Source organism: Kribbella koreensis (genome assembly GCF_039525325.1).
GTDB classification, from domain to species: domain Bacteria; phylum Actinomycetota; class Actinomycetes; order Propionibacteriales; family Kribbellaceae; genus Kribbella; species Kribbella koreensis.
The window spans coordinates 457986-473721 of record NZ_BAAAHK010000004.1; the positions used below are offsets into that span (position 1 = coordinate 457986).

At 68.1% G+C, this 15736-nt stretch carries 17 protein-coding genes; 7 read left to right on the plus strand and 10 right to left on the minus strand.

Annotated elements, in window-relative coordinates; genetic code table 11:
- The first annotated feature begins 18 nt into the window (after window positions 1–18).
- Window positions 19–534: a SigE family RNA polymerase sigma factor gene (locus tag ABD116_RS10470; protein ID WP_343967459.1), complete on the plus strand. Its 516-nt coding sequence runs from the start codon at window positions 19–21 to the stop codon at window positions 532–534.
- 1 nt (window position 535) lies between these two features.
- Window positions 536–1288 (plus strand): hypothetical protein, encoded by a 753-nt coding sequence (locus ABD116_RS10475; RefSeq protein WP_343967461.1) that lies wholly within the window; start codon window positions 536–538, stop codon window positions 1286–1288.
- On the opposite strand, the gene ABD116_RS10480 is transcribed toward ABD116_RS10475, so the two are convergent.
- From ABD116_RS10480 to nhaA, 3 genes are all read right to left on the minus strand, one after another.
- Window positions 1283–2131: an alpha/beta fold hydrolase gene (locus tag ABD116_RS10480; protein ID WP_343967463.1), complete on the minus strand. Its 849-nt coding sequence runs from the start codon at window positions 2129–2131 to the stop codon at window positions 1283–1285. The two genes, ABD116_RS10475 and ABD116_RS10480, sit on opposite strands and share 6 nt — an antisense overlap.
- Before the next feature lie 97 nt (window positions 2132–2228).
- Window positions 2229–2627, minus strand: a complete 399-nt coding sequence (locus ABD116_RS10485; protein WP_343967465.1) for a phage holin family protein — start codon at window positions 2625–2627, stop codon at window positions 2229–2231.
- 221 nt (window positions 2628–2848) lie between these two features.
- The gene (gene nhaA, locus ABD116_RS10490; RefSeq protein WP_343967466.1) at window positions 2849–4054 is read right to left on the minus strand and encodes a Na+/H+ antiporter NhaA; all 1206 of its coding nucleotides are present in this window, start codon (window positions 4052–4054) and stop codon (window positions 2849–2851) included.
- A 285-nt stretch (window positions 4055–4339) separates the two neighbouring features.
- Between nhaA and ABD116_RS10495 the strand changes: the two genes are divergently transcribed.
- Complete coding sequence (locus tag ABD116_RS10495) at window positions 4340–5098, plus strand: GntR family transcriptional regulator (protein ID WP_343967468.1); 759 nt, start codon at window positions 4340–4342, stop codon at window positions 5096–5098.
- A gap of 32 nt (window positions 5099–5130) precedes the next feature.
- On the opposite strand, the gene ABD116_RS10500 is transcribed toward ABD116_RS10495, so the two are convergent.
- The 3 genes from ABD116_RS10500 to ABD116_RS10510 form a co-directional block, all read right to left on the minus strand.
- Entirely contained in the window at window positions 5131–5931 is an 801-nt protein-coding gene (locus tag ABD116_RS10500) for a hypothetical protein (RefSeq protein ID WP_343967471.1), read from the minus strand.
- A 29-nt stretch (window positions 5932–5960) separates the two neighbouring features.
- On the minus strand, window positions 5961–6617 hold the full coding sequence (locus ABD116_RS10505; RefSeq protein ID WP_343967472.1) for a hypothetical protein: 657 nt from the start codon (window positions 6615–6617) through the stop codon (window positions 5961–5963).
- 143 nt (window positions 6618–6760) lie between these two features.
- Complete coding sequence (locus ABD116_RS10510) at window positions 6761–7201, minus strand: hypothetical protein (protein WP_343967474.1); 441 nt, start codon at window positions 7199–7201, stop codon at window positions 6761–6763.
- 108 nt (window positions 7202–7309) lie between these two features.
- Between ABD116_RS10510 and ABD116_RS10515 the strand changes: the two genes are divergently transcribed.
- The gene (locus ABD116_RS10515; RefSeq protein WP_343967476.1) at window positions 7310–8725 is read left to right on the plus strand and encodes a hypothetical protein; all 1416 of its coding nucleotides are present in this window, start codon (window positions 7310–7312) and stop codon (window positions 8723–8725) included.
- Between the two features lie 9 nt (window positions 8726–8734).
- Entirely contained in the window at window positions 8735–9556 is an 822-nt protein-coding gene (locus ABD116_RS10520) for an FG-GAP repeat domain-containing protein (protein WP_343967478.1), read from the plus strand.
- Between the two features lie 63 nt (window positions 9557–9619).
- Here ABD116_RS10520 and acs read toward each other — a convergent pair whose 3' ends face one another.
- Entirely contained in the window at window positions 9620–11554 is a 1935-nt protein-coding gene (acs, locus tag ABD116_RS10525) for an acetate--CoA ligase (RefSeq protein WP_343967690.1), read from the minus strand.
- A gap of 379 nt (window positions 11555–11933) precedes the next feature.
- Window positions 11934–12395: a MarR family winged helix-turn-helix transcriptional regulator gene (locus ABD116_RS10530; RefSeq protein WP_343967480.1), complete on the minus strand. Its 462-nt coding sequence runs from the start codon at window positions 12393–12395 to the stop codon at window positions 11934–11936.
- Between the two features lie 112 nt (window positions 12396–12507).
- Between ABD116_RS10530 and ABD116_RS10535 the strand changes: the two genes are divergently transcribed.
- Window positions 12508–12942, plus strand: a complete 435-nt coding sequence (locus ABD116_RS10535) for a MarR family winged helix-turn-helix transcriptional regulator (protein WP_343967482.1) — start codon at window positions 12508–12510, stop codon at window positions 12940–12942.
- Between the two features lie 21 nt (window positions 12943–12963).
- Here the strand turns inward: ABD116_RS10535 and ABD116_RS10540 are convergent, their stop codons facing one another.
- Entirely contained in the window at window positions 12964–13905 is a 942-nt protein-coding gene (locus ABD116_RS10540) for an NHL repeat-containing protein (protein ID WP_343967484.1), read from the minus strand.
- Window positions 13906–14003: 98 nt separating this feature from the next.
- Here ABD116_RS10540 and ABD116_RS10545 point away from each other — a divergent pair, with 98 nt between their 5' ends.
- On the plus strand, window positions 14004–15002 hold the full coding sequence (locus ABD116_RS10545; RefSeq protein ID WP_343967486.1) for a winged helix-turn-helix domain-containing protein: 999 nt from the start codon (window positions 14004–14006) through the stop codon (window positions 15000–15002).
- 103 nt (window positions 15003–15105) lie between these two features.
- On the opposite strand, the gene ABD116_RS10550 is transcribed toward ABD116_RS10545, so the two are convergent.
- Window positions 15106–15736, minus strand: a 631-nt coding sequence (locus ABD116_RS10550) for a hypothetical protein (RefSeq protein WP_343967488.1), incomplete at its 5' end; no start/stop codon positions are given.

Sequence of the window (15736 nt, forward strand, 5' to 3'; positions counted from 1 at the left end):
CCGCGGCGTTGGAAGGGTGTGACGATTACGGGCGGGGACACCGAGCGGCTCTCGTTCGACGAGTTGGTGACGTCGAGCGAGCGGCGGTTGCTGCGCCTTGCCCTGATGCTGTCCGGTGGGGTGCACAGCGCCGAGGACCTCGTCCAGACGGTGCTGGCCCGAGCCCATCGCCGCTGGGACACGATCGGCGTACTGGACAAGCCTGACGCGTACCTGAGCAAGATGGTCGTCAACGAGTTCCTCAGCTGGCGCCGGCGGCTCAAGAACCAGGAACTGCCGCTTGCCGACATCCCCGAGACCCCCGCCGCCGAGGACATCAGCGCCCGGCACGCCCAGCGCGACGCCGCCTGGCGACTCCTCGCGGGCCTGCCGCGCGCGCAACGCGCAGTACTGGTGCTGCGCTTCTACGAAGACCTCCCGGACGACGAGATCGCCGCCATCCTCGGCTGCACCCCGGTCACCGTCCGCTCCAACGCCTCCCGCGGCCTGGCCACCCTGCGCGCCAACCTCCCGACCTCCGACAAGGACCACTGAAATGTCCAAGCTCACCGACGAAGAGGTCGGCCAACTCCTCCGCGAAACCTTCGCCGACAAGGAAGGTCTGCTCGATCAGTTGCCCGAAGCAACCAGTACGCCGGTACGCCGCCGAAAGGGCCCGGTCCTCCTCGCCGCAGCCGCGGTCCTCGTCGTCCTGGTCGGCGTCGTGTCGGTCGCCGGACTGAACCGAGGTCCGTCCTCGGAGCCGGCCGGCGCCTCAGCGGCATCGAGCACCAACGGCACCCCCACCCCACCGAATCCATCAGTCGCGATCACAGCTGCGCGTCCTCCGGTGTCGCTGGCCTATCTCTCGGGCGTGGCGATCGCGGAGCTGACCAAGTGGGAGCGGCCGGCCGCGGGATGGCCGGTCGTCAAGGTGCTCGACGCGACCTACTCGCAAGCGAGTTCGCCGATCGAGGTCGGGGGCAAGGGCACTCCGCTGAGTCAGCAGGCGCAGGCCCTCATCGCCGCGTCCGCAGTCGGTGTGCCGATCGAGTGGGTGCAGAGGCGGCCCAAGGGGGACAAGGTCTGCGAGGAGGCCGACGGAACGCCATACGTCACGCTCGGTCCGGTCGTGATGGCCAAGAGCGGGGCGTCCGCGACCATCGGGATGAGTATCTGGCGCGGCTGCATGGACGCGCAGTGGCTGACCTATCGTCTCGTGCGCGACGCGACCCAGTTCAGTGGGGCTGAGGCAAGCAAGCAGAGATGGTCTGTAGCGGGGACAGTCGGGCCCGTCGCTGTCTCATAGGGTCTGCAGCCACTCCAGTAGTAGCTCGTTGAAGAGGTCCGGGGTCTCCTCGTGCGGGAAGTGGCCGGCGGTGGTTAGTACTTCGTATTGCAGGGGCCCAGCAAGTAGCTCCGGAGGGGTGGTGGAGCTGGCTGGGTTGACGGCGCCGTCGAGGGCTCCGTGGACTTGTAGGACCGGGACGGCGACGGGTGTGCGCATCTGGGCGGAGTACCGGCGGCCGTCTGAGCGTAGGCGCGAGCGTACGAACCAGCGGTGGTACTCGAGGGCGCAGTGCGGCGCGGGCCAGACCTGGAGCGCGGCCCGGTAGCGGCGGGACGCCTCGGCGTCGGGGAAGGCGCCACCAGGGGAGGACCAGGCGCGGAGGAGTTGCTCGATGTGGATGCCGTCGTGCGCGAGCAGCCGTCGCTCCGGCAGGATCGGCAGCTGGAACCAGCCCACCTGAGCCACCGACCGCAACTGCCCCGACCGCATCAACTTCAGCGGATGTGGAGCCGACACTGCGGCAAGTGCCCGCACCTGCTTCGACGCCAACACCGCAGCCGACCAAGCGACGAACCCACCCCACCCGTGCCCGACCACCACCGCATCGGTCGCCCCCAGCGACCTGATGACGCCTGACACGTCCGCCGAGACGGTGAAGGGGTCGTAGCCGCGTGGAGTCTTGTCGCTGGCCCCATAGCCCCGCAGATCCATCGCTACGGCCCGATAGCCGGCTGCGGCGACTACCGGCAGCTGATGCCGCCAGGCCCACCAGAACTCGGGGAAGCCGTGCAGGAAGAGCACCAACGGATCATCCGCCGCGCCACACTCCGCCACGTGGAACCTCGCCCCGTTGGCCGCCACCAGCGAATGCGACCACGGCCCGTCGACGAGCAGATCGGAAACCCCAGCGGGGCTCAGCGCCCGGTCCCCGGGACGGCGCCTGATCGGGCCGGCCGCACTAGTCGCCCTTGCCGATCGACTTGAGGGCCTCGACGGACTCCTTCGAGGTCTCGATCGCGCGCTGCGGGCCCTTCGCCTTGCCGAGCAGCCGCTTGCCGACCAGGACCAGGGCGGCCGCGATCAACAGGTAGAGCACGGCAACGATCAGGAAGGCCAGCGCCGGATGCAGGCCGAGCGCGTTCACCCCGTACGCCGCGGCGATGGACAGCAGGATGATCGCCAGCAGCGCCAGGAAGCCGGCGGCGCCGAACAGGCCCGCGCCGGTGCCGGCCTTGACCGCGGTCGACTTCAGCTCGGTCTTGGCGAGCTCGAGCTCGCTGCGCACCAGGCTGGACAGATCCTTGCTGGCATTGGCGACGAGCTGCCCGACAGTGGGCTCATCCTCGGTCTGCCCCATCGACATGGCGCTCCTTCCAACTGGGTCCGGAGTGTCTCGTGACCGATGTAGCTTGACGCTATCGGCGCCCAGGCACGCACCTCGCGGCACTTGCCCAGCGCCCACGATGCTCCGCATCGAGGCCACTGCTCAAGCACCACGATGCACGCACCTGGACACCGCTATCGTTCAAGCTACATCGGTCACGAGACACTGACACGACACTAGCTGGTACCCCCGGGCTATTCCTCGGCGTACGCGCGGTTGCGGCGGAACAGCAGTGCGGCGGCGATCAGCGCCGACAGTAGCGAGGCGACCAGAACTGCGGCCTTGGCGCGTTCGATCTGGGCCAGGTCGTCGCCGAAGGCGAGCTGGGCGATCAGCAGCGCGACGGTGAAGCCGATCCCGGCCAGTACGGAGACGGCGCCGACGTCACGCCAGGCCAGGTCGGAGTTCAGCTCGGCCCGGGTGAAGCGCGCGGTCAGCCAGGAGCCGCCGAAGACGCCGATGATCTTGCCGGCCATCAGCCCGGCCACCACGCCGATCGCGACAGGGTCGGTCAGCATCGCGCGCAACGCGTTCCCGCTGAGCGTGACGCCAGCGGCGAACAGCGCGAACACCGGTACGGCGACGCCCGCCGACCACGGCCGTAGCCGGTGCTCAAGCCGCTCGGCCGGGGACCGCTCCTCGTCGGCGTCGGGCAGGACGCGCGTCACCAGGCCGAGCGCGACGCCCGCGATCGTGGCGTGGATCCCCGACTCGTGCATGAACCACCAGGCAGCCAGGACGACCGGCACGTACAGCAACGGCGTACGGACTCGCCGGCGTTGGAGGAAGTAGAACGCCGCGATCAGGACGAGCGCCGCGAGCAGGTAGAGCAGATTGATCCCGTGCGAGAAGAAGGCGGCGATCACCAGGATCGCGCCGAAGTCGTCGACCACGGCGAGGGTGAGCAGGAAGGCCCGCAGTGCGCTCGGCAACGACCGGCCGACGATCGCGAGCACGGCCAGCGCGAACGCGATGTCCGTCGCGGTCGGCACCGCCCAGCCGTGTGGCTTGCCGTCGGCAACGGTCAGGTTGATCGCCGCGTAGATGATGGCCGGCGCCGCCATCCCGCAGAACGCCGCGACCACCGGCACGACGGCCTCGCTGATCCGCGACAGCGTGCCGACCACGAGCTCGCGCTTGAGCTCGACGCCGGCCAGGTAGAAGAACAACGTCAGCGCGCCGTCGGTGGCCCACTGCTCGACCGTCAACGGACCGAGCTGCGCGTCGCGCAGGTGGTGGTAGCCGTCCTGCCAGGGTGAGTTCGCCCAGACGAGGGCGATCACCGCCGCCGCGACGAGCACCAGGCCGCCGGTCGTTTCGGCGCGCAACGTGTCGGCCAGGAAGGCGCGCTCGGACCCGAGGATCCGCGGGAAGGCTCGTCGTTTCTGCAGCAGCCGCACGGGCGGCCCCCCTCTGTTCGGGCGTCATCGGACCATTGCCGACCAGACTTCCCGGCACACCAGGCGGCGGACCGCCATCCCTCACTCTAACCGCCGTCACACTCCGCGCGGCCGGTTGTCGCCAAACCGATCCATTGCCTGCGAATATGATTACTGGCGACCTGGGGTGCCGGACAGTAATGTCGGGCGTAGTTAGTGGTCTAGTAGAAAACTTTCAGGAGCACGTCGTGGCTCGCCACCTTCGGCAACCGGTTTGCCGCTCACATTCCCAGGGATACTGACCTCATGGCCCGCCCAAGGAACAACCCCGGTGACCTCGCGGAACTCCCGACCGAGCTCCGCACCGACCGGCCGAAGGGTGACCAGATCCGCGAGATCCTGGAGACCCTCACCCGTAGCCTGAGCGCGGGCACGGTGCTGCCCTCGGAGCGCGTGCTGGCCGAGCGGTTCGGGGTAGCGCGGATGACAGTGCGCCAGGAGGTGGACCGGGTCGTTGCCGAAGGCCTGGCGTCCCGCCGGCCCGGCGGTGGCACGTTCGTCACCGAGCCGCGCCCGGCACGGATGCTCGCCTCGTCCTTCAGCCAGGACATGCGTGCCCGCGGCATCACACCCGGCGCCAAGGTCCTCGAGCACAGGGTCGGTACCGCGGACGAGGCGCTGGCGGCCGAGCTGCAAGAGCCAGTCGGTACTCCGGTACTGCACCTGGTCCGCCTGCGTACCGCCGACGGCGAGCCGATGGCGATCGAGCGGACGGCCCTGTCCCTGCGGAGGTATCCGGGCCTGGAGGAGCTGGACCTCGGCGAGGTCTCGCTCTACGACTCGCTGTCGAGCCGCTGGGGCGTCACCCTCGGCATGGTCTCCGCCTCGATCGTTGCGGCACCACCGGATCCGGCGGACTCCGAGATCCTGGGCATCGACGCCACGGTTCCCTGTCTGATCATCACCTCGGCACCCCGCACCGCCTCCGGCGAGGTGATCGAGTTCGGCCGCTCCGTCTACCGCTCCGACCGCTACGACATCACCGTCGCCTACCGCGCCACCTGAGCTCGTTTAGACCACTTCGGGGCTGTTGCGGGTCAGCTGGCCAGTGGGACCGGTCGCGGGCCGAGATTCCGGACCGACCCGGTCAACTGGTGATTCCCGCGAGCATCGATGCTGCAGCGGGCCGAATCCGGCGTACCGGTCTTGATGTCGAGCGGCCGGACGACGAGGTCATCGCTCAGGTTGCCCGGGGTCTGGTCGAGGTAGGCCAGCGCCGCGAGCTGGCACTCGTCGTCGCTGGCCCGACGCAGGCTTCCGGTCGCCAGGTACTCGCCTGTGTGCGGCACCGAGCAGGCGACGTTCTTGTGGACTGCTCCGTCGTAACAGCGTCGCCAGGCTGCTGCTGTCCCTGAGCGGAGGACGTCCTTGGCAGATCCGCTCAGGTCGCGCCCAGGGTCCACAGAGCAACCTCCCCCTGGTACTGCGGCCGCATGCGCGACCAGGACGTCGAGCGTGGCGAGGCCGCCGAGGTACCCGACGACCGCGGCCTGGTCGCAGGCAGCGGTCGTCGGGATCTCTTCGTAGCGATGCGTTTCCCGGCAGTCGATGACGACCCGTGCGACGGTCCAGCACCTCGGGCCGTCGGCGGGAGTCGTACCGGCAGCAGTCGGCGTCGAAAGCCGCGGCGTACCTGGCGAGGTCTCGGTTGGAGTCGGTGTGGACACCGGAGTGGTCGAGGAGCTGCTCGACTGCCCCGGCGGCTCGTCGCCGGCCACCCAGTGGACGGCCGCGCTGACGCCGGTGACCACCAGCGTCACCAGCCCGGCCACCTCGGCGAGCGCGACAGCGGCCTTCAGCACCCGGTTCTCGATGAACTTGTCGAGATGCCTGAACACCGCGGCCCCTCGCCGGGGTGTGCCGTTGGTCAAGTCAGAACCATCTTCGTCAGGACGGCCTCCACGCTGCCCGTGCCGCAGCCTGTGTCCGGCTTCAGGTAGACGATGATCTTCAGCGCGTTGACCTTGGCCACCGGCAGGTCGAATGCCGCGATCTGGTTGAGCTTCGCGCTGCGTAGGTCCTGGTAGCGGCCGTTCGCGTCGATCCGGACCACCAGGGTCTGGTCGGAATCGTCCGAGGAATTGCTTTCCGCGAATTCGAGCTTCAGCCTGCTGAAGTTGTTGGCCAACCGTAGTTCGAGGGTCTGTGCGTTGTAATCACCGCAGGTGTCGACCAATCCGCCGATCCCGGCCACCTGTTTGCGGTCGGCGATGTCGTAACGCCCGTCGCGCCAGCCGTCCGGATATTTGAAGATGTTGCTCAGCGTCAATGGCTGGCCGGCCACCTCGGTCGGCAGCACCAGTGGTGTCGCCTCGCTCTCGGTCGGTTCACCGGAACTGTCTGTCGGTGGCACGTCGGTCGGCGTTTCGAGCGGTGTCTCGGTCGGTTCCGGCGTTGTCGTCTCCGCGGCCGGCGTCGGCGTCGCGTAAATGGTCACGGTCGGCGCCGGTGCCGCGGAATTGCTCCCTTGTTCTGAGCCGCAGGCCGCTGTAAATGCCAGCGTCGCGATCAGAGAAATCGTCACGGTAATTCGGTTTTTTCCACCCCTGTGTTCCCCCACCCGCCGGATGCTACGCACGGATTCGGCACGCCGTCGAGGGCCGGGGCCCCGGATTACTCCAAGTGATCGATTCGTGATGGAGTTCGTTTTCCGTTACAACGGATTCGTCAGAAATAAAGTGCGGCGACGCCGAGTGCGAACGCCGTGCCGGCCAGGGCGAGCATGACAGTTGCCAAGACGATCAACTGGCGTTGCAGGGCCGGGCGTTCGGTGGTGGTGGCGAAGATCCGCCGGGGCCAGTGGTGCCAGGAGACGTAGTAGAAGATGCCGGTGGCGACCAGTAGCAGGACGGCTTTGAGGGCGTGGATCCACCAGTGGTGGTGGTCCAGCAGGAGGAGGGCGACGCCGGTCAGGGCGATCACTGCGATCAGCGCGAGTACCTTGTAACGGTTGCCTGAGGCAATGACCGCGGTGAGGTGCTCGCGGTCGTCCTCGCGGGGGCCGAAGTACTTCTTCAGCTTCGGCTGGACGACGAACAGCGAGTAGGCCATGCCGCCGACCCAGGCGGCGGCCAGGCCTGCGTGGATGATGGCGATCAGGGCGGTCACCGGGCCGATCATGCCATGGGGATGTGTTCCTGGGGTGTCCGGAACTGGTCGCCCGCCGTTCAGCATCAGCGATTGCAGCGTGCGATCGGCTGGGTTGTTCTGGTGACCATGAAGATTCCTGAGCAGAGCCCGCTGGGGGCCGAAGGCCTGGCCAGGCGTGCCGTACTGCGTGGCGCGGTGATCGGGGCGATCGCCGCCGCGCCGGTGCCGTTCGCGCGACGACTGACCGGCGGACGGCAGGCCGATCCACCGGATGACTCTTTGAAGAGCAGTTCGCCGCAGGCGGTCAGTGCTGGGTGCACGAGTCTGCCGTTGGTCGACGGGGCCGAGTTCCCGATCGGGTTGTTCTGGCCGCCGCATCCGTTCGCGACCACGATCGAGCGGTACGGGCAGATGCGCGAGGCCGGCTTCACCTTCCTGATCACCGGCAACTACGTCGACGACACCGCGATCCTCAACCAGAGCCTGTCGATCGCGGACCAGGTCGGGCTCAAGGTGCTGGTGTCGAGCGATCCCGACGTACAGAACTTCTCCCAGCGGTTCACGATCAGCGACGACCGGTCGGTGCCGATGTCGATCACCACGGCCGACGCGCGCAAGCTCGCCACCGATGCGCTCAACCGGTATCGCCGGTTCGGATCGTTCGCCGGGTTCAGCCTCGGGGACGAGCCGGCGGCCGACCGGTTTCCCTCCCTGGCCAAGGCTTTCGCGGTCGCTCGCGAGGTCGCGCCCGACTTCACGCCGTACTCGAACCTGTGGCCCGGCGAGGGCGAGGGCTATCGCAGCTTCGTGCGGCAGTTCGTCGACACCGTGCATCCGCCGATGCTGTCGTTCGACCGGTATCCGTTGCTGGCGTCGGGTGAGGACGCGCAGTACTTCGCGAACTGGGCGATCATCCGCTCGGAGGGGTTGCGGGCGAACATCCCCACCTGGACGTTCATCCAGAGCGTCGAGTACAACAACCATCGCTTCCCGACGGCGGCCGAGCTGCTCTGGCAGATCAACATGAGCCTTGCCTATGGCTGCAAGGGGATCCAGTACTTCACCTATTGGCAACCCGATCCCGCGCGGGGTGAGGGATTCGGCCGCGCGCTGACCACCCTCGACGGCACGCTGACACCGCTCTACTCAGCAGCCAAGACCGTCAACACGACCTGGCTGAGCCAAGCCGGCGTCGAACTCAAACCGCTCGTCTCCGAACTCGCCGTCCACGCCAACGAGACGCCACCCGCAGGAGCCACCGGCTTCACCCCGGACGCATACCTGTCTGGTACTTCGGGAAGCCCGGTCGTCCTCGGCCGATTCCGTACGACGGACGCCGCCGCGCGTACTCGCTGGCTGCTCGTCGCCAACCGCCAGCACGGTGCGAGCGCGACGACGACGGTCACGCTCAACCAGTCCACGGTCACCAGGGTCTCGCTCTTCGACCCGGCGACCAGGGCGTACACGGCCCAGCCCGATCGCACCAGGATCGCGACGACTCTGGCGCCCGGCGCCGCCGCCCTCTACCGGCTCGACGCCTAAGGGACCGAGATGCGAACCCAGATCCTCAGCCAGCTCCTGACCGCCGGCGTCGCGACCGCTGTAGCCGCCGCCGTCATCGCTGTACCGGCCGTTTTCAAGGCGAAACCCACAACCGTTGCCGCGCCGACCGCGATCTGCACCTACCAGTGGTACCTCTCGAACAGCCGCACCTCCGGCACCGCGACCATCCCGATGTTTGCCTACGGCAACACTCCGATGGTCCCGCTGTCCGGCGACTGGGACGGCGCCGGCGGCGACACCCCCGGCGTGTACCACCCCGAGGAACGCAAGTTCTTCCTCACCAACTCCTTCGCCGGCGGCGTCGGCCAAGTCACCATCCCCTTCGGCGCCGTTGGCGACCGCCCTCTCGCCGGCGACTGGAACGGCGACGGCACCGACGAGATCGGCGTCTACACCCCCTCCACCGCCACTTTCACCCGCCGCGCAGCGGACGGCGCGACCAGCACAATCACGTACGGCGCGAAGTACCAGGTCCCCCTCACCGGCGACTGGAACGGCGACGGCACCGACGACGTAGCCACCTACGACCCACCCACCGGCTCCTTCTTCTTCCGCCTACCGGACGGCACCACCCGCACCTTCCGCTACGGCGACCCGTACTGGAAACCCCTCATCGGCGACTGGAACGGCGACGGCCGAGACGAACCCGCCGTCTACAACCCCTCCACCGCCACCTTCTACTTCCGAGTCAGCGGCCTGGACCCCACCGAAACCACCCAATCCATCCGCTACGGCGACCCCGGCGACCTCCCCGTCATCGGCGACTGGGACGGCAACAAGTCCAGCACCCAAGGCATCATCCGGTACTAGAACAAACAAACAGCCTGTACGCCGAACCACCGGCGTACAGGCTGTGTCTGCTACTGCGAAGGGTCAGTCCTCGTCGGACTTGCCGGCGTCCAGGTTGGTCTTGATGAGGTCCATGACCGTGCTGTCGGCGAGGGTGGTGACGTCGCCTACCTCGCGGTTCTCGGCGACGTCGCGGAGCAGGCGGCGCATGATCTTGCCGGAGCGGGTCTTGGGGAGTTCGGCGACGACCATGATCTGGCGCGGCTTGGCGATCGGGCCGATCTCCTTGGCGACGTGGTTGCGGAGTTCCTGGACCACGTCCGGACCGCCGTCGCCCGCCTCCGAGCGGAGGATGACGAAGGCCGCGATCGCCTGGCCGGTGGTCGGGTCCGAGGCGCCCACGACGGCCGCCTCGGCGACCTTCGGGTGGGAGACCAGGGCCGACTCGATCTCGGTGGTGGACAGCCGGTGGCCGGACACGTTCATCACGTCGTCGACCCGGCCGAGCAGCCAGATGTCGCCGTCCTCGTCCTTCTTGGCGCCGTCACCGGCGAAGTACACACCCGGCCAGCGCGACCAGTACGTGTCCTTGAAGCGCTCGTCGTCGCCCCACAGGGTCCGCAGCATGGCCGGCCACGGCTTGTTGATGATCAGGTAGCCACCGGAGCCGTTCGGCACCGACTTGCCGGCGTCGTCGACCACATCGACGCTCACGCCCGGGATCGCCTTCATCGCGGCACCCGGCTTGCCCGCCGTCACACCCGGCAGCGGGGAGATCATGTGCATGCCGGTCTCGGTCTGCCACCAGGTGTCGACGACCGGAGTCTTGTTGCCGCCGATGTTCTCCCGGTACCAGATGTAGGCCTCCGGGTTGATCGGCTCGCCCACGGAGCCAAGCACGCGCAGCGTCGACAGGTCGAACTTCTCCGGGACCTGCTTGCCCCACTTCATGAACGTGCGGATCGCGGTCGGCGCGCAGTACAGGATCGAGACCTTGTACTTCTGGACGATCTCCCACCAGCGCCCCTGGTGCGGGGTGTCCGGCGTGCCTTCGTAGAGCACGGACGTGGTGGCGTTCGCCAGTGCGCCGTACACGATGTAGCTGTGCCCGGTGACCCAGCCGATGTCGGCAGCGGTCCAGTAGACGTCGGTCTCCGGCTTGAGGTCGAACACCGCCCACTGCGTGTACGACGTGCCCACCAGGTAGCCGCCGGTCGTGTGCAGGATGCCCTTCGGCTTGCCCGTGCTGCCCGACGTGTACATCACGTACAGCGGGTGCTCGGCGTCGAACGCCTCCGGCGTGTGCTCGGTCGACTGCTTGCCGACGAAGTCCTCCCACCGCAGGTCGCGGTTCGCCACCATCGCGGTCTCCTGGCCGGTCCGGTTGACGACCAGGACGTTGCGGACGTCCGGGCAGTCGACCAGCGCGGCGTCGACGGCCGGCTTCAGCGCCGCCGGGGCACCCCGCCGGTACCCGCCGTCGGCGGTGATCACGACGCGGGCGTCGCAGTCCAGGATCCGGTCCTTGAGCGCCTCGGACGAGAAGCCGCCGAAGATCACCGTGTGTGGGGCGCCGATCCGGGCACAGGCGAGCATCGCGACCACGGTCTCGGGGATCATCGGCATGTAGATGGCGACGATGTCGCCGGCCTTGACCTCCAGCTCGAGCAGCGCGTTGGCCGCCTTGCTGACCTCGTCCTTGAGCTGGGCGTAGGTGATCTCCCGGGTGTCGCCGGGCTCACCCTCGAAGTAGTAGGCGACCTTGTCGCCGAGACCGTTCTCGACGTGCCGGTCGACGCAGTTGTACGCCGCGTTGAGCTTGCCGTCGGCGTACCACTTGGCGAACGGCGCGTTGCTCCAGTCGAGCGTCTCGGTGGGCTCGACGGCCCAGCTGATCCGCTTGGCCTGCTCGGCCCAGAAGCCCTCGAAATCTTCCTCGGCCGCGGCGTACGCGTCCGCCTTGACGTTGGCGTTCGCGGCGAGCTCGGCCGGGGGCTCGAACCGGCGCTCCTCGTGCATCAGGTTCGACAGCGCATCGGACGGGTTGGACTCGGAACTGGTCACGTCGCGGACTCCTCGTTGAGAGCTGCAAGTCTTCAGCGCGAAACTGCGCGCTACTGCACCTTTCTACCAACGCCGGACCACCCGCGGTACTGGTGCCTCGCCCAGCCGCCCCCGATCTGCGCCGAACGGGCCGGAAACACGACGACCGGTGGGGAACCGGATCGCGGTCCTGCGCATCTGACCTGATGTGCCGAACGAAGGAGGAGTCGCGATGTCGCAGCAGGGTGAAGCCACGATCGAGACCCCGAAGCGCCGCTTGTCCCGGGCGGCGCGTCGACGGGTGCACGCCCGGGAGCGCCGCGTACGGCGTACTCAGGCCTCCGCTCGTGCCCTGCTACCGGTCCGCTAACCCCTGGTGGTGAGCGAGGACCTTGGCCAGCAGGGCCGCGAGCTGGCCCCGCTCTGAGGGGGAGAGCGGGGCGAACAGCTCGTCCTGAGCGGCCCGGACCAGGGTTTCGAGCCGTTCACGCTGTACTTCGCCGGCGGCGGTCAAGGTGATGATGTTGCGCCGGCCGTCGGCGGGGTCAGGGGACCGTACGACGTAACCCAGCTCGGCCAGCTCGTTGATCGCGGCCGCCACGTCGCTGCGATCGATCCCGGTACGCCGCCCGAGCGACGCCTGACTGGCCGGCCCGTACTCCGCGAGCGTCGCGAGCAGCCGGTAGTGGTACCCGCGGGCGTTCCCCGCGGCGAACGTCTCGCCGATGATCCGCTGCGCGTGCATCGCACTCTGCGTGAGCAACCAACTGGGCATGCCCACGATCTCACTCGGCCCTGCTTCGTCACCGGTCGCCACAACCGGAGTCTATTCCGTTGGGCAGACCAACGAGCAGCGGCCTTTTGCAGGTTGCTGCAATTGGCCGCCGAGAGCCTCGGATTGAGCTTGCGCCCGTGTCACGATGCCGGACATGGGGGAGGTGGTCGCGATGGAGGAAGAGACGCTGCGGTTGCTGGTCGGCATGCACCGGGTGGTGCGCCATCTGCGCCGGACCGGTGAGACCAGGGCATTGCATCCGACGCAGTTCATCGCGCTGCGGCTGATCGGGGACGAGCAACCGATCCGGATCGGCGAGATCGCGGCGCGGGTGCCGTGCTCGCAACCGACCGCTACGACGACCGTCGCTGGGCTCGAGGCGGCTGGGCTGGCGCGACGTCAGCCTGATGTGCTGGATGGGCGCGCGACTGCCGTCGTACTGACCCCGCGTGGTGACGACATGGTGAAGGCGGCCGGGCAGCACGCGGTCGATGACCTCACCAAGCTGCTCGACCGCCTGTCGGATGACGAGCGGGCGCTGGTGCTGTCGGCCGGCGCCGTGCTGTCCCGGATGGCCGACGAGCTCTAGCTTCGCTCTAGTTGAGCCGGACTAGTTGAGTCCGGGGACTACGGACACCGTGTACGGCGGGGTGCCGGGCTTCGCGTCCAGTTGGCTGTTCACCCAGAGCAGGCGATGACCGTCCCGGGCGATCGTGGTCGGAGTCGCATTGGTTGCTCCGGGCATCGAATCCGCGAGTACCTGGGCTTTGGTCCAGTCGCGGTTGAGCAGGGCGAGCCTGGTGACGTACTTGCCGCCGCCGGCGTTGTAGACGGCGTACAGGCGATGGCCTTCGAGCAGGTAGCCGTCGCCGGAGAGGATGCCGTTGGCACCGGTGATCTCCAGGGTGGTGACGGCTTTGGTGCGGAGGTTGATGCTGTAGGTGACGTCCTGGCCTTGCTCGCCGACCAGCAGTCGGTGGCCGTCGGTGACGATGCCGTTGAGGAAGTACGGGGTCGGCTGGATCTTGTCGCGGGTCAGCCAGGGCTTGAGGCGGCCGAGGCCGTCCTTGGTGAGGGAGGCGCGCCAGATCTGGTTGTGGGCCGAGTCGGTGACGTAGACGGCGTCCTCGGTGAAGGTGAAGTCGTTGAGGAACGAGCCCTCGGCGGCCGGGCGGATCGCGAGCAGGCGGCCGCGGGCGTCGTACATGTAGAGCTTCGACGTACTGGCGCCGGCGACGAGGACGCGACCCCAGTGATCGACGTGTACGCCGGTGGCGGTCGTGCGGCCGTCGCTGCCGGCCGGTAGGAACGGCCTGAGCTTCGGGTCGCGGACGGTGCCGCGGTAGACGGCGCCGGTGCCGACGCTGGTGACGTAGATCGTGCCGTCGCGAGTCACCTCGATGCCTTCCGGGGTGTCGCCCGGAGTGGTCGAGACGACGTAGGTCTCAGGGCGCGGGTGGTGCACGTGCTGAGCCTCGGCAATGGGCTGGACACCGGCGGCGAGGAGCGGAGCAGCCAGTAGGACGGTGGTCGCAGTACGTCGACGAATCATGCCCGCCAGCCTGATCTCCGGCTGCTACCCGGCTCGACCGGTTTCGGGCAGGGCCGAAGTCGTGTCGCTGTAGACCAATAGACATGCACAATCGGGGGATGATGCGGCTTCACTTCACTCCGGCTGACCTGGGCCGGGTGACGTTCCCGGCCGAGCCCGAGCCGCTGTGGGAGGCCGCTCTCGCCGCACGAGCCCTCGGCGCGCGACCGATGCCGCCGGCCGGCCGACGCTGGCGACGGGAGGCGGCGCCGCTGCTCCGGCCGTCGATGCGCCCACTCTTCAAACTGGTCAGCCCGACCGGTCGCCTCCCCGACTTCCTCACGCCCGAAGTCCCGGCGCCCGGCCTGGAGCCTGCCCTGGAAATCCTGATGGACACCCCCGCCGACGTCGTCCAGGACCAACTCGGCCCGTACCTCCCGCCCGAGATCGACGTCTTCATGCGCGGCCTCCTCGCAGGCACCGCGGAGTCGCGCCGTGCGCTGGGCAACGCCGTCCGAGAATTCCACGACGACGTACTGGTCCCCTCCGGCGTAGAACTGGAACGCCGCTACGGCGCCGACCTGGCCCTACGCTCCCGAGCCCTCCTCCAAGGCGGAGTAGAAGGCCTACTCACCACCCTCCACCCCGAAATCGAGTGGACCGCCCCCACCCTCACCACCCACGGCCTAGGTCCCGGCCCCACCTACGACATCCACCTGGAAGGCAGGGGCCTAGAGCTCTACCCCTCTTCCCTGACCTCCGAGGCTCTAGCCCTAGACGTCCCCGGCCGTCGTCCAGTCCTCATCTACCCCACGCTCGACCTACCGCCGGCCGACGACCAAGCCGTAGACGCCCTATCCGACCTCGTAGGCCGCACCCGAGCCCTAGTACTCCGCGCCCTAACCACCAGCGCCACCACCACCCAGTTGGCCCGCCGCACAGGCATCTCCCTGGCCTCAGCCAGCGAACACGCCCGAGTCCTCCGCAACGCCGGCCTACTAACCACCCACCGCACGGCAGGCACAGCCCACCACTCCCTAACCCCCACAGCCCACCGCCTACTAACCACCGGCCACCCCCGGGGCACCTTGGGGCAGATCAAGAAAATCCAGGGTTGATGGGCAAATCGCCTGTATAGTTGGCGATGCCTGGGGACAGGATAGTCCCCTCGAAGTGGACCCGGCAGCCTTCCGGACGGTAGGTGGGCCGGGTCTCGCGCTGTCAGAGGTCTCTCAGCTGGCTGAACCCGGACACTGATTGCCGCCAGAGACCGCCACGCGTCCACGCCCATGCGACTGCATCAGGTATCCAGAGCAGTGGCTCGGCTTTCGGGACCATGAGCTCGAAGCGCAACTGATAACACCTGAAGCGATTGATCGCTCCCAGCACAGCCAGCCGGTCGTGCTCCATGATCGACTCGTCGCGCTCGATCCTCAACAGCTCGGCCCTTCCGGCCGTATCGCGCACGATGGCCTCCAGGCAGCGACGGCGGTTGAGCAGCGTGTCCCGGTCTGTCGAGTAGATGTCGACCAAGATGTGGAAGCCGCCGATCACCTCGAGGATCTTCTTCCGGCGCTCCGCGCTCTCGTGGCGGAAGTGCAGGCGTTCCTGGCCTGGTAGCAGCAATCCGCGGAGCGCCTTGCGCCGTACGGCGACCTCGCCTGCCTGGCAGCGCGCTGCTGCCATCAGTAGACCGCGGGACTTGGTTTCGTCGACGAAGACGTGGAGCGGCATTGCCTGGATTCCCCCAGGGCGCGGAAAGCAAAATCCAAGCCTGGCAGGGGGAATGGGGTGGGCGAGGGGAGAACACGGGGCATCGGTGGGGCAGTCGATCTGCCCCGATTTGGCAATG

Excerpts from the sequence above, each read along its gene's own strand:
- ABD116_RS10475 (WP_343967461.1), top strand. The coding sequence starts at position 536 with ATGTCCAAGCTCACCGACGAAGAGGTCGGCCAACTCCTCCGCGAAACC.
- ABD116_RS10485 (WP_343967465.1), bottom strand. The coding sequence starts at position 2,627 with ATGGGGCAGACCGAGGATGAGCCCACTGTCGGGCAGCTCGTCGCCAAT.
- ABD116_RS10495 (WP_343967468.1), top strand. The coding sequence starts at position 4,340 with ATGGCCCGCCCAAGGAACAACCCCGGTGACCTCGCGGAACTCCCGACC.
- ABD116_RS10515 (WP_343967476.1), top strand. The coding sequence starts at position 7,310 with ATGAAGATTCCTGAGCAGAGCCCGCTGGGGGCCGAAGGCCTGGCCAGG.
- ABD116_RS10520 (WP_343967478.1), top strand. The coding sequence starts at position 8,735 with ATGCGAACCCAGATCCTCAGCCAGCTCCTGACCGCCGGCGTCGCGACC.
- acs (WP_343967690.1), bottom strand. The coding sequence starts at position 11,554 with ATGCACGAGGAGCGCCGGTTCGAGCCCCCGGCCGAGCTCGCCGCGAAC.
- ABD116_RS10535 (WP_343967482.1), top strand. The coding sequence starts at position 12,508 with ATGGGGGAGGTGGTCGCGATGGAGGAAGAGACGCTGCGGTTGCTGGTC.
- ABD116_RS10540 (WP_343967484.1), bottom strand. The coding sequence starts at position 13,905 with ATGATTCGTCGACGTACTGCGACCACCGTCCTACTGGCTGCTCCGCTC.
- ABD116_RS10545 (WP_343967486.1), top strand. The coding sequence starts at position 14,004 with ATGATGCGGCTTCACTTCACTCCGGCTGACCTGGGCCGGGTGACGTTC.